Source organism: Leptospira bourretii, assembly GCF_004770145.1.
GTDB classification, from domain to species: Bacteria; Spirochaetota; Leptospiria; order Leptospirales; family Leptospiraceae; genus Leptospira_A; species Leptospira_A bourretii.
Window position 1 is genome coordinate 35,552 of the sequence record NZ_RQFW01000019.1, and the last position, 12,926, is coordinate 48,477.

10 protein-coding genes are annotated in these 12,926 nt (G+C 37.3%); 3 read left to right on the top strand and 7 right to left on the bottom strand.

Translation table 11 applies throughout. The features are described 5' to 3' along the window. Positions 1-17 precede the first annotated feature (17 nt). The 6 genes from EHQ47_RS14490 to EHQ47_RS14515 are packed head-to-tail and all read right to left on the bottom strand — an operon-like array spanning position 18 to position 8,598. Positions 18-1,754: a sodium:solute symporter family protein gene (locus tag EHQ47_RS14490; protein WP_135777449.1), complete on the bottom strand. Its 1,737-nt coding sequence runs from the start codon at positions 1,752-1,754 to the stop codon at positions 18-20. Next, positions 1,751-2,518, bottom strand: coding sequence for an imidazole glycerol phosphate synthase subunit HisF (hisF, locus tag EHQ47_RS14495; protein ID WP_002974178.1), 768 nt, complete (start codon positions 2,516-2,518; stop codon positions 1,751-1,753). Before hisF ends, EHQ47_RS14490 begins: the two co-directional genes overlap by 4 nt. Position 2,519: 1 nt before the next feature. Continuing rightward, the gene (gene gatA, locus EHQ47_RS14500) at positions 2,520-3,986 is read right to left on the bottom strand and encodes an Asp-tRNA(Asn)/Glu-tRNA(Gln) amidotransferase subunit GatA (RefSeq protein WP_135749086.1); all 1,467 of its coding nucleotides are present in this window, start codon (positions 3,984-3,986) and stop codon (positions 2,520-2,522) included. Beyond that, on the bottom strand, positions 3,983-4,267 hold the full coding sequence (gene gatC / locus EHQ47_RS14505) for an Asp-tRNA(Asn)/Glu-tRNA(Gln) amidotransferase subunit GatC (protein ID WP_004788751.1): 285 nt from the start codon (positions 4,265-4,267) through the stop codon (positions 3,983-3,985). Before gatC ends, gatA begins: the two co-directional genes overlap by 4 nt. Before the next feature lie 9 nt (positions 4,268-4,276). Then, the gene (locus EHQ47_RS14510; RefSeq protein ID WP_135749085.1) at positions 4,277-5,677 is read right to left on the bottom strand and encodes an undecaprenyl-phosphate glucose phosphotransferase; all 1,401 of its coding nucleotides are present in this window, start codon (positions 5,675-5,677) and stop codon (positions 4,277-4,279) included. Positions 5,678-5,691: 14 nt separating this feature from the next. Further along, positions 5,692-8,598, bottom strand: a complete 2,907-nt coding sequence (locus tag EHQ47_RS14515) for an LPS-assembly protein LptD (RefSeq protein ID WP_135777450.1) — start codon at positions 8,596-8,598, stop codon at positions 5,692-5,694. 224 nt (positions 8,599-8,822) lie between these two features. Here EHQ47_RS14515 and EHQ47_RS14520 point away from each other — a divergent pair, with 224 nt between their 5' ends. Further along, positions 8,823-9,173, top strand: a complete 351-nt coding sequence (locus EHQ47_RS14520; RefSeq protein WP_135693372.1) for a hypothetical protein — start codon at positions 8,823-8,825, stop codon at positions 9,171-9,173. Positions 9,174-9,180: 7 nt separating this feature from the next. Here EHQ47_RS14520 and EHQ47_RS14525 read toward each other — a convergent pair whose 3' ends face one another. Continuing rightward, positions 9,181-10,272 (bottom strand): response regulator, encoded by a 1,092-nt coding sequence (locus EHQ47_RS14525; RefSeq protein ID WP_135749120.1) that lies wholly within the window; start codon positions 10,270-10,272, stop codon positions 9,181-9,183. 78 nt (positions 10,273-10,350) lie between these two features. On the opposite strand from EHQ47_RS14525, the gene EHQ47_RS14530 reads away from it, so the two are divergent. Both EHQ47_RS14530 and EHQ47_RS14535 read left to right on the top strand, forming a co-directional pair. Then, the gene (locus tag EHQ47_RS14530) at positions 10,351-12,339 is read left to right on the top strand and encodes an ATP-dependent helicase (protein ID WP_135749084.1); all 1,989 of its coding nucleotides are present in this window, start codon (positions 10,351-10,353) and stop codon (positions 12,337-12,339) included. A 47-nt stretch (positions 12,340-12,386) separates the two neighbouring features. Beyond that, positions 12,387-12,926, top strand: coding sequence for an MORN repeat-containing protein (locus tag EHQ47_RS14535; protein ID WP_135749083.1), 540 nt, complete (start codon positions 12,387-12,389; stop codon positions 12,924-12,926).

A 12,926-nucleotide genomic window follows, 5' to 3' on the forward strand; every position in this document is an offset into this window, starting at 1 on the left:
GAATCAATCCGAATGTTTTATTTTGTTTCGTTTTGTTGTAAAGATTTGAGAGAAAGATATAATCCAATTAATCCCATAATAAAAACCAAAAGACCAATGATCAGTAAACCTTCGTTCCATAACAAACACTGGACTGTATAGAGTCCACCAAACACAAAAAAGAGACCAGAAATGGTTCCAACAAGAGAAACAAACAATTCATTTGGGTAAATGATTTGTTTGCGATTCTTTTCCGTAACAAATAGTCCCTTCCAAAAAAAATATGGGGGTTTGGTTCTGTCGTAGAACTGAAACAATACATTCCGATCTGTATTTGGCAAAAAGTAAGTTGATACAATGAGTACAATAGCGGATGAAACTGCTGTGCATAAAATGGAATATGGAAATCCTATTTTTAAGTACACAGAAAAGAGTAAGTATAAAATAGGAGAAAGAATGAATGCAAAAATTTCTGTCCAAGCAGAAATTCTCCAAAAAAACCACCTTGCAATTAAAATAAATCCAATACCAGAAGATGCTTCCAATAAAAAAACCCAGGCCCCTTTTATTGTATCCATTCCATAAACTGCTAAAAAATAGGAACAAACAGCTGTTATGATTTGAATTCCATACGAAACTTTTAAATAATAAGAATCCGACCTTCCCTTTTGTATCATTGGTTTCCAGAGGTCATTTACTAAATAAGATGCTCCCCAATTCAAATGAGTGGCGAGTGTGGAAAGATAAGCTGCAAGGAATGCGCTGAGCATTAGTCCCATCATTCCATTTGGCATTCCTTCTTGTAAGACCATCAGAAATCCTTTCCCACTTTCTACTTCCGTAAGATTGGGATATAAAACAATGGATACTAATGCGACTAGAATCCATGGCCATGGACGAACAAAATAATGCGCAACAACAAACCAAAGAGAACCTTTTAAAGCAGCATTTTCATCTTTGGTAGCCAAAATTCGCTGAGCAATATACCCTCCCCCTCCCGGCTCCGAACCTGGATACCAACTAGACCACCAAAGAACTGTTAATAGAATTAAGAAATGGTCCCATGGTAAACTTCCTTCTAAACCATTAGGAAAAAAAAGAATTTTGTTTTCATTTAGTTTCGATTTTAATCCTTCCACACCTCCAATAGTTGGTAGATTTATTGCGTAATAAGCAAAAAGGATACAACCGAACCAAGCTAAAAAAAACTGAAATACATCGATGTAGGATATTCCTCTGAGACCAGCTATCGAAGTGTAAAAAACACCAAATAACAATAAATAAACGAGAATATGAGAAGAAGTCATTGTTGGAAAAAAAACTGGAATAATTTTTAGCATCGCCAAATTGACCCAACCAAGTATGACTAAGTTGAGTAAAAAACCAATGACGAAGGCTTTAAACCCTCTTAAAAAATCTGCCTCTTTTCCGCTGTATCGCAGTCCAATGAGTTCTAAATCGGTCGATGCACCTGAACGTTTCCATAATCTAGAAAAAAAGAATACAGTAATAAATCCACCGACTGCCATATACCACCAAATCCAGTTTCCGGCAATCCCTTGTCCTCGTATAATTTCTGTTACAGCAAGGGGAGTGTCTGCTGCAAAAGTGGTGGCAACCATGGCGGTCCCAGCAACAAACCAAGATAAACTTCCTTCCGCTTGAAAGTATTCTTTTGTGGATTTTTGTTTGGATCTAAAACGAAAAAGAAGAAGGAGAATGACTACAAATGGGAAAAGAAAAAATACAAAGTCAAGTGTATGGAAGGAAATCATAATCTCACTTTGATTCCCATCTCTTTCATTGTTTGTTTTGTTTCTTGGATTGAAAATTCTCCAAAATGAAAAATAGAAGCAGCAAGTACCGCATCTGCTCCCCCTCGGAGAATGACCTCTGCCATATGTTCTGGATTTCCTGCCCCACCGGATGCAATGATCGGGATGGAAAGATTGGATGTAAAAGATTTCATGAGTGTGATATCAAATCCATCTTTGGTACCATCTTTGTCCATTGATGTCAGTAAAATTTCGCCAGCACCCATTTCAAAAGCTTCCCTACCCCAATCCAATGCCTCTCTACCTGTCTCTAACCGTCCACCATTGAGATACACTTCGTACCGTTTGCGTTCGGGATGAAATTTGACATCGATCGCACAGACAATACATTGGGATCCATAAATTTCACTAGAATCTTTTAGTAGTTTTGGATTTTGAAAAGCGCTAGTATTAATCGAAACTTTGTCAGCTCCTTTGTTTAAAACTGCTTTCACATCCTCTATTGTACGAATTCCTCCACCAACTGTGAAAGGAATAAAGAGTCGATTGGCCACCTGCTCCACCAAATGGAGAAGGATATCTCGTTTGTCGGAAGAGGCAGTAATGTCCAAAAAACAAAGTTCGTCTGCTTTGTTTTCTTCGTAAGCGACTGCGCAGGAGACCGGGTCACCTGCATCAATTAAGTTAACAAATTGAACACCTTTGACTACCCTTCCTCCTTTGATATCCAAACAAGGAATGACTCTTTTGGTAAGTTCGTCCATGTTAGCTGATCTCGATAGGAAGAGGTAGTTTGCAGATTTCTAATTCCGAAACAGATTTCGCATAACTCAGAAGTTTTGATTCATCAAAATGGGATGAAGTAATTTGTAAACCAATGGGAAGGTTTCCTGAATCCAATCCAGCAGGACAACTGATGGCAGGGACCCCAGCTAAGTTAACCGAAGTGGTAAGGATATCCGCTTGGTACATTTGGATTGGATCCTTTGTTTTTTCCCCAACTTTGAATGCTGTCGTAGGTGAAGTTGGTTGAAAAATAATATCGACTGACTTAAAGAATTCAGCATATTGTTTGCGAATGAGAACTCTTGCTTTTTGGGCTTTTCCGTAATACGCATCATAGTAACCAGAACTTAAAGAAAACGTTCCGAGTAGAATTCGGCGTTTGACTTCTGGGCCAAATCCTTGGGTTCTAGATTCAGAATATAAATCATCCAATTTACCAGCGCCTTCTTTTCTTAATCCATAACGAATTCCATCAAAACGGCTTAGGTTGGAAGAACATTCTGCAGTAGCGATTAAATAATAAACTGGAATTGCATACTTTAATAAAGAAAAATCAAGTGGAACAAGAATTGCCCCCTTCGATTCTATTTCTTTTAATATATCCGTATAACGTTTGTTTACGTCTGGTGAAAAGTTGAATTCTTCCGTTTTCATCACACCAATTCGTTTTCCTTTCCAATCAATGGCAGAAACTGAATTTGTTTCAAAGGAATCTACTTTTGCAGTCGTTTGGTCTTTGTGATCCAATCCAGAAATAATTTCTAATAGGTCAGAAATCCCTTGTAAATCATTAGAAAAAGGTCCAATTTGGTCGAGACTAGATGCATAAGCCACAAGTCCATATCTGGAAACACGACCATATGTAGGTTTTAAACCCCAGATTCCACAGAGTGCAGCAGGTTGTCGGATGGAACCTCCTGTGTCGGAGCCGAGAGAAACCGGTAACATAGAGGCAGCTACTGCAGCCGCCGAACCGCCGCTAGATCCTCCAGGAATTCTATTTGTATCAAAAGGATTTCTTGTTGTTTGGAACGCACTGTTTTCCGTAGAGGAACCCATAGCAAACTCATCCATATTGAGCCTAGGAAATAAAACAAAACCTTTTTCTTTTAGTTTTTGAATGACTGATGCATCGTATGGGGAACGAAAGTTTTCTAAAATATGAGAAGAACAAGAAGTGATTTCGCCAGAGATACAGATATTATCTTTGATTCCAATGGGAATTCCATCGAATTCGGAAAGTAACTTTCCTGCTTTTCTTCGATTGTCGCTTTCTTCTGCTTGGGCTAAAATTCGTTCCTTATTGAATTCTAAAAACGCTTTTACCTTTGCATCTGTTGCTTCGATTCGTTTGATATAAGCTAATACTAGTTCTTTGGAACTAAGACTTCCATCATTCAGTTTTGTTTTGATCTCAGAATAAGTGAGAAAAATTAAGTCTTTCATGTTTCAATCACCTTTGGAACCACAACATATCCATTTTCATAAGCCGGAGCAATTTTTGCTAAATCGTCCCTTTTTAAACCGTTTTCAGCTAAATCTTTTCTTAATTCATAGAAGATTTGTTCATAAATTTCATCATCACCTACACTGGAAGTGTCTAGGTTTTTGATTTCGTCCACATATTGTACAATCCGAGAAAAGTCACCTAACATGGAAGATACTTCGGCATCATCAATGTTAAGTTTTGCCAAATTGGCAATGTTTTTTAATTCTTTTTCATCCATAAGTTTTCCTCAGTATGCATTCCTATCAATAATTGCTTTTAAGGGTGTTAATAAAATGATTTTGATATCGAGTAATAATGACCAGTTCTCAATATAAAATATATCTGCCTCAATTCGTTTTTCAATGGAGGTGTCTCCGCGAAATCCTTGGACCTGTGCCCAACCAGTAATTCCAGCTTTAGCTGCATGCCGTCTCATATATTGCAAATGTTCGTTTCTGAATTTTTCAACATAAAATGGACGTTCAGGCCTTGGTCCGACAACGGACATGTCACCAAGTAATACATTAAAAAATTGTGGTGTTTCATCTAATGATAATTTCCTAAGAACTGCACCAACGGCAGTCACCCGAGGGTCATCCTTGATTGTCCATAAAGTATCAGATTTTTCTTTGGCCTGTACTACCATGGATCGAAACTTGATCATACCAAAAACTTTGTTATCAAGTCCAACTCGCTCTTGTTTGTAAAAGATTGGGCCTCTACTTGTTAGTTTTACAAGTAATGCGATAATTAAATAAAAAGGACTAAATAATAAGATAAAAAATAATGAAAACAGTATATCAAAGATTCGTTTTAAAACTAAATTATATCCCAACCGCAAAGGTATATTTCTGATAGAAATAATGGGAATTCCATCCAGAACTTCTACCCTTCCTTTTGCAGTTACAATTTCTTCATAACTGGGAATTACTTTTAAATCGATACCATGAAAATCAGCAGTATCGATGACTTCTTTTAAAGAATCCCCTTCTTCGTGAGACAAAGCATATACAATTAAGTCAATGTTGTTTTCTTCTACATAAGATTCTAATTTGTTTGTTGTTGTGACTGTATGTAGTTTTTTGGGAGCTAAGTTTTTTTTCCCTGCAACAAATCCTTTCACCATATACCCATAAATGGAATGTTTTTTGATGGTTTCAGAAAAGTTGATGGCAGATCTTCCTGTTCCGATGATAAGAACCGATTTTAAATTGAATCCTCTGCTTCGTAGGTATTGCATAAAAGTACGCAATATAAAATGAGAAAAGGAAGTGAGGATGGTTGTACAAATTGCAAAATAACCAATGACTAATCTGGAAAAACTTTCTCCTCGAAAGAAAAACAAAAGAGAAAGAACCACAAGTAAATTTAAAATGACACCAGTAATGATGGCAAAAAGTTCATCAGAAAAAGATAAACCTCTTCTTGGGTGGTATAAGTCGATAGATAGAAACGATAATACTTGGGAAAATCCGAGTACGATTCCTAAGATAAGATAATTTACAGGATCAATTGTTTGGATTTGAAAACTTGAATCAGGAGAAAGGTAATATCGAATCACATAAGCACAAACAAAACTTGTCAGTGCAATAAAGAAATCTGTTACAATGAACAGGAGTTTGAAGGATTGGCTTCTTTCTTTTAACATGATAAACTCGAAAATTATTCCGTTAAGTCTGTTGTAGTTCCGTCCAGAGGACGTTTGCGGAATCTATACAAACGAACCCGAGTGGCTTGTGCCGAAGACGATTCGCCAAAACTGAAATTGGTTAAGTTAACAGAAAAGTATACAGATTGGTCGTAAAAAGTCAATTGGTTGTTCATTGCAAGACCTCCTGGCAATGCTCTTAGGTTCATACTGTAACCTAAACGGTATTCCCAGTTATGTAAATCCAACTTCAAGGTCATCATGAAGCGGTTGATATTAAAAACAGTTTTTTGTCTTTGTGTTTGGCCTTGGGCACCAGTTCCTGCCGCCAAATCTTCCCAAATGGTTGTTTGGTCATAATTGGTCCCGGTTTGTGATGTGTATAGTTCAGGGCTGGTATTCATAGCATAGAATTGTCCCTGTGCAAGTGCTGTCAAACGCCATGGTTCAGTCACTCGAGAATCTAGTTCTAATTCAATACCGGAATATCTTGTTACTTTTACATCGGTTTTAAAGAAAAATCGGTAACTGTCTAAATAACTATCTTTATAAACATGATACCAAGTAGATCCAATTTCTAAACTTCGAAAAGCTCGAATGATAGGCCAAGAAAACCCACCCATTTTATAAGATACGGTTAAGTTATTTGATAGGGATCTGTTTTGTGGAGTATGGTGCACGTAATCATTATTAATGAATACACCAGAATAAAAATTACGTTTTCTTTCCAGAAGACTTGGTCTACGTGTTGTAAATCCATCCACAAAATCAAAGAATCCACCCACTCGAACAACAGTATAATACCAACGTTGCATATTCGTAAGACCTGGATTGTATGTAGAAGAAAACTGTCGTAAATCACGAATCGTTCTAACAGAAATATCCCAGTCATTAAGGGCATAACTTTCTAAAGAAAACTCAGCTTCGTGTTGTCTTAAATTTCCAAGAATAGGATCTTTTGCTTCTGCTTTGTCAGCATCCAAACGACGATAAGTGGTTGATAAAAAGATTTCTGGAATCCCCATACGAACTGTATGCGATTGGCGAACATACTGATAAGATTGTTGTTTTAAAAGTGTTGCATATGCTTTGTTCACATCACGATCAGGGCTGTTTAAATCATTACCCGAACCAGGAAATTCTACAGTTTGTTTTGTTGCTCCCATATAAACGGAAGGTGTGAAAGACATATATGCGCCCATTGCAATGGGAGAACGAAATCCAGTTTCTCCGATGACATTAGTTTGAGATCGCAAAACAAAGTCTTGGTATTGGCTTCTTGGATCAACCACACCAGTTGTTGGATTCGTTTTTTGTTGTGGAACACCGTAAATCCGATTGATGTTAGTTTGAAACAATAAATCCCAATAGATTGGACTTGTTGTTCCTGGCACCAAGCCAATGTTACTTGAGTTTCTGATCGTTACTGCTGGTAAAGTATCTTGTGCAGCAAAATATTGGTTTGCTTGGATTTGATACACGAGTGTTCGGCTCATGGAAATACCAACGCTTAAATCACCTCGGTTTTCCGTATAATTTAAGTTCCAATTGAGTAAGTTACGAATGAGTCCGAAACGAACATCTCTATATGTATATAAGGACTGTAAAGAGTTGGAAGGTTGGTATCTATTTCCAAATTCATAATCAAACTGACGATTACTGTAGTTTTCATATTGTAATTGAACGTTTCTTGTGTAGTCACGAGAAAAATCATTGAATTTAGCATTCAATCGAATATCTGTTTTCCACCAAGGGTCATAATTAACGCCCGTATTGCGGTATGGCAAACCAGTATTGGGAAACATTTCCCCGCGATCTACATTGTTTGTAACGGCAACGTTGCCGAATCCGCCATTTCTAAATCGATCTTCATACACGGGAGTAATGGCAGTGTTTTTATAATTTGCGTAACCTAGATTGATATTGTAATTTAAAAAGGGAGATAGTTTCCACATCTCTAACTGAGCTGCCTGGCCAGTTTTTTCATACATATCAAATCTAAATTTATAACCGTTGGCAAGGAAGATACTGTTTGGATAAGAATCAGACCATTGGTATGAGTTTTGCCAGAACCAACCTTGGGTATTGTTTTTACCAATTTGAGTTGTAACCCCATTTCCTGATTCTGAGTTATACAATACAGGTAGCCAAAATAAGGATGTTCCTCCTACTTTATAGGAAACACTATATGCTACTACGGATCTATCATCATGTATAAAGATTTTTTTTGCCTGGAATGATTCATGTGGAAGCTCTGCATTACAAGCAGTAAAGTATCCCATTTCCAATAGGTAACGTTTTTCATCTAAACGTTTTATTTTTTGACCAATGAAATGAGATGGAAACATACTCAACTTTGAATTGTAAACAACACCTTGGTTGATTTTTAAATCATAGATCATCCGGTCGCCGTTTACTTTGGCTGATCCGTCTTTGTATTCGACTCCACCTTCCGCATAAATTTCTTGGCGATTGGCATCAATCGAGACGGAATCAGCAACAAGTTCGCCGGATCTAATTTTTAGTCGAACCTTACCACGAAGGACAAGAACCCCACCTTTTGTTTTATCTATGTTTAAAAGTTGCCCTTCCGCTGCGTTTTGAATTTGAATTGGAGGACCTTTTTTGGTTTGAGAACTAAGAAGAGATTCGGGAGTTAAGTTTTGTTCTTCTTCTGGGACAAGTGCCTCACGGAGTCTTTCTCTTTTTGTGTAAATTGTACCGGATGGATTGAGTCCTAAGTTGCGGAGGTTGTCTTCCACTTCGCGATCTGACATGGAATCAACAGATTTTCTAACAAGACCTCTTTGGACTTGTGCCGCTGTTTGTTTTCTTTCTTCTTCCTGCGCATTTTTTGTCTGTCCCGCTTGTTCTGGAAACAGAAGTTTTAGCCCGTTGATATCCTGCGCCAGAATTTCCATTCCGAAGAGAAAACCATAAAATAATATGAGGAAACGAATGGATTTTTGCACAGCGGGCTTTGAAAGTATAGAACGAGAGTTTTACACCGGGCGAAAAAATCAATGGAAAACCAGGCAGAATTTCGGACTCAGGTCCCGTATTTTATCGGAAAAAGAAGTTGCAGAACGATTCATGTAATGGACATAATCAAAAGGCTCAATCATTGGGCATCCGGGAGTTTTGAATGGCAAAAACCTACTCTGGAGAGCGTATTCCTGGTACTTTGCGGTACAATCTCAAAGTCAGAGAAGGAAGTACGGAACATTGTTTTATGGTCCCCGAACCCACCATCCAAATCCCCATGGAGGGTTTTGGTCCAGATGAGAGTGCCAATCGGCTGGCTCTTGCCATCCTCCTTGATTTCACCAAAAATCCACAGACATCATTTTTGTATTATAAAGACTTTAATTTTTTTCTAGCCGGTTTGTTTTTAGAGGACAACTGGATGTTACATTCCAGTCGAATTCAGTTATTTTTTAAATTATTAGAAGAAACTCCGCAGTTACCCAAACCTCTAGTTTTAGGTAACCGCTAAACAAACGTTAAAGTGGTTTGATGATTGGAAGGGTGAAATACCAGGAAGATTCCTCTTCATCTCTGTACATTTTACCTTTATGTTCGATTACAATACTTTTGGTTACTTCTAAGGAATTGATTTGTGCAATTCCCTTCATCAAATCTTCTGCGCCATTGTCTTTAATTTGAATGAGGATATGGCTTGATCCATCCTCTTCCACTTGTTTGAGTATGACTAAGATCTTTCGACCAATCGAATCTTCTCTTGTATTGACACGAACACGTGCATCTTGCATCAAATTGAGGAGGACTTGTTTGATCTTTTGCGGTTGGCAATAAGCAAGCGGAACATCTCCAAACTCAATTTCACATTGAATCCCTTCTTTTAAGAAATACTGGTGGAGGAAAGACCGAGTGTCATTGAGGATACTTCCTAAATTAGAATAAGTCCATTGAGAAGAAGTTGATTGTGAATAAGAGACTAAGTTTTTGATGATTTTTGCAATTCGATCAGATTCTTCTGCGATTTTGGATGCCTTTTCTTCTAAGGAAAGATTCCCTATTTTTTTGGCTTCTAAAGAAATCAAATCTGCCAAATTCAAAATTGAAGTGAGTGGATTATTGACTTCATGCGAGATTCCAGAAGCAACGAGAGCTATGGTTTCCCATTTTTGATTTTCTGCAAGCCTACTTTCAACGTTGCGGATATGTTTTTGGACTTGAGATTTGTATATTGCCATCTCCACAGAAATATATAAATCACGACTGTTAAATGGTTTAATTAAATACCCAAATGGTTCAGTTGCCTTAGCTCGGTTGATGGTAGCTTCGTCAGAATACGCAGTCAAATAAATGACAGGGATTTCCTTTGTTTTTTTTATGATTGTTGCGATTTCAATCCCATCCATGGGACCGTTTAACATAATATCCATTAACACTAGATCAAAATGTTCATTTTCGATATGTTCGATTGCATCATTGGCATCAGAAACGTATTTAGCGTTGTATCCGTATTGTTTCAATGTTGAACAAATATTGATGGCAATGATTCTTTCGTCCTCTACGACAAGGATTCTTTTAACGTCTGTTTCTTTCTCTGTTCCCACAACTGCTGTCATATCATTAAAACCGGATTCATCAATCAAATACAATAATAAGAGTTTGTCAACAGAATCCATACAACAAATCTCTGTATTGTGAATGAGGATTTAAACGAGGCTCAAAATTCTGTCATTTTATCCCCCCCAGGTCCCATCCTTGTTGTGGCGGGTGCTGGTACTGGAAAAACTAACACTCTTGTCAATAAATTGGCATCCCTTGTTCAGAATGGATTTGACCCAAGTTCCCTTTTACTTTTAACTTTTACAAGGCGAGCAGCCAAAGAGATGTTACATCGTGCTGCAACGAAACTCGATTCACGTATGTTGTCTGTACAAGGTGGGACTTTTCATTCCTTTTGCCACCACTTCCTTCGGAAGTATTCCTTAGTTGTTTCCCTCAATTCAAATTTTACGATTTTAGATGAAGATGATGCCACAAGTCTTGTGGGAATGGCCCGTGACCAGGTTGTCACCAAACAAGTTCGATTTCCCAAAAAAGAAACTTTAGTTGAGATCTTTTCTAGTTGTTTCAATTTACAAATTTCTTTGGAAAAACTTCTACAAAAAGAATATCCTATGTTTCTTGGCCTAACAAAAGAAATCCAAGAAGTAAAATCAAAGTATATAGATCTCAAACTTAAACACAATTCATTGGATTTTGACGACTTACTTGATTTCACAAGAAAAATTTTAATGGAAGAAGAATCCATCCGGGAACGAGTTGGATTGCAATATCAATACATTTTGGTTGATGAATACCAAGATACCAATCGAATCCAAGCACACATTGCTTGTTTGCTTGCAAGTAAACACCAGAACATCTTAGTTGTGGGTGATGATGCTCAATGTATTTATGGATTTCGCGGTGCCAATGTAAACAATATGTTGGATTTTCCAAAAATTTTCCCCAACACAAAAACTATTCACCTAACAGAAAACTATCGAAGTACGCAGCCAATTTTGGATTTAGCAAATTCAGTTTTAGACCAAAGTAAAGAAAACTATAAAAAACATTTAGTTTCAAACAAACATTCTAGTTCCCAAAAACCAAAACATATAAAATTTGAATCTTCGGAAGAAGAAGCAAATTGGATCGTAGACCAAATTTTGGATTTATATGAAGATAAAACTCCTCTATCTGAGATTGTTGTTCTTTTTCGTGCTGGTTATATTTCCAACCTTTTAGAAGTGAAACTCACAACAAAACAAATCCCCTTTCGAAAGTATGGGGGAAAAAGGTTTTTGGATTTAGCTCACGTAAAGGATTTACTCGCTTACCTCCGAATCATCGATAATCCAAAAGACATACTTTCCTGGAATCGGGTTTTACTTTTAGAAAAACATATTGGTAAAAAATATGCGCAGGTCCTTTATAAAAACATAGAAACAAATGAGTTTAGCTGGGAGTCCGTGTTTGATTCGCCAACATTTTTTTTAGGGATCCCAGACCAGGCAAAAATATCATTTCAAAAACTAATCAAAGTGTTTCAGTCTCAGAGTTTCAATTTAGGAAATAGTATGGCGATCGTTGAGGCGATACTAACACATTATTTTCCGATTCTGGAAGAAGAATATGATGATTTTGATAAACGGAAATTGGATTTAGAGTCCTTTAAAATTTTGAGTAAATCCTCCCCGAATCTTTCTGACTATTTGGCAAATTTGACTTTGGATCCAACAGAACGAATGGATACCAGCCCCCTTGATTCCAAGGAAGATGATTTTTTAACCTTATCCACAATTCATTCTGCAAAGGGACTAGAGTGGAAACATGTTTTCACTATGCAAGTTGTGGAAGGAAGTTTGCCTAGTTCTCGAATCAAAACAACACAAGAATTGGAAGAAGAGAGGCGATTGTTTTATGTGGCAATCACTAGAGCCAAACAAGGATTGTATTTAACATCACCAGTTTTTACTGATAAAAATCGATTAACAACGATCAGTCGGTTTTTGGTAGACTTGCCAAATTTATCGGAACTTATCGAAGAAGAACATCCGATCCCTGCAGAAAGTCCAAAAGAAGTTCCAGAGTCTAAGTTGGAAAACGATCGCTTCCAGGACATCCAACGATACTTTTTGAATTGATTTCTATAAAATCTTCCTCTACTATGGGTCTCATATTTGGGGGACGTATGAATTTATCCTTTCGCCGCTTTGTTTGTGGAGTGTTTCTTTTGCCAATGTATTTGACCTGTGTTTCTCCTGATACAAAGGATGAACAAACGAACCAAGATCCTAAATCCACTACAAGGAATGCCAACCTGGAAGATCCAGAAAAGGGTGGGAAAAAATTTGGTTGTATCGAAGGGAATTGTGTCAACGGAACCGGTAAATATGTATACGATAACGGTGATGTTTATACTGGATCATTTAAAAATGACCTAAGAGAAGGTTCAGGAAGTTTTCTTTATACAGATGGAGAAAAATTTAGCGGAACCTATTTAGAAGATAAAAAACAAGGTTCCGGTGAATATCATTTTAAAAATGGGGATAAATACGTCGGAGAATTCCAAAACGGACAAATCAACGGCAAAGGTACTTATAGTTTTAAAGATGGAAAATCCGTTTCGGGTGACTTTACCTCCGATGGTCAGGAAGGAATTGGAGTTCTGACTGACGAAGGTAAGGCAAGGAATTGTAAAATCGCAGGAAGAAAACTTCTCTGCGAATGA

What these genes read in the sequence shown, in the direction of transcription:
- EHQ47_RS14525 (WP_135749120.1), bottom strand. Translation starts at nt 10,272, where the DNA reads ATGACAGCAGTTGTGGGAACAGAGAAAGAAACAGACGTTAAAAGAATC.
- EHQ47_RS14515 (WP_135777450.1), bottom strand. Translation starts at nt 8,598, where the DNA reads ATGGAAATTCTGGCGCAGGATATCAACGGGCTAAAACTTCTGTTTCCA.
- EHQ47_RS14535 (WP_135749083.1), top strand. Translation starts at nt 12,387, where the DNA reads ATGAATTTATCCTTTCGCCGCTTTGTTTGTGGAGTGTTTCTTTTGCCA.
- EHQ47_RS14520 (WP_135693372.1), top strand. Translation starts at nt 8,823, where the DNA reads ATGGCAAAAACCTACTCTGGAGAGCGTATTCCTGGTACTTTGCGGTAC.
- hisF (WP_002974178.1), bottom strand. Translation starts at nt 2,518, where the DNA reads ATGGACGAACTTACCAAAAGAGTCATTCCTTGTTTGGATATCAAAGGA.
- gatC (WP_004788751.1), bottom strand. Translation starts at nt 4,267, where the DNA reads ATGGATGAAAAAGAATTAAAAAACATTGCCAATTTGGCAAAACTTAAC.
- gatA (WP_135749086.1), bottom strand. Translation starts at nt 3,986, where the DNA reads ATGAAAGACTTAATTTTTCTCACTTATTCTGAGATCAAAACAAAACTG.
- EHQ47_RS14490 (WP_135777449.1), bottom strand. Translation starts at nt 1,754, where the DNA reads ATGATTTCCTTCCATACACTTGACTTTGTATTTTTTCTTTTCCCATTT.
- EHQ47_RS14510 (WP_135749085.1), bottom strand. Translation starts at nt 5,677, where the DNA reads ATGTTAAAAGAAAGAAGCCAATCCTTCAAACTCCTGTTCATTGTAACA.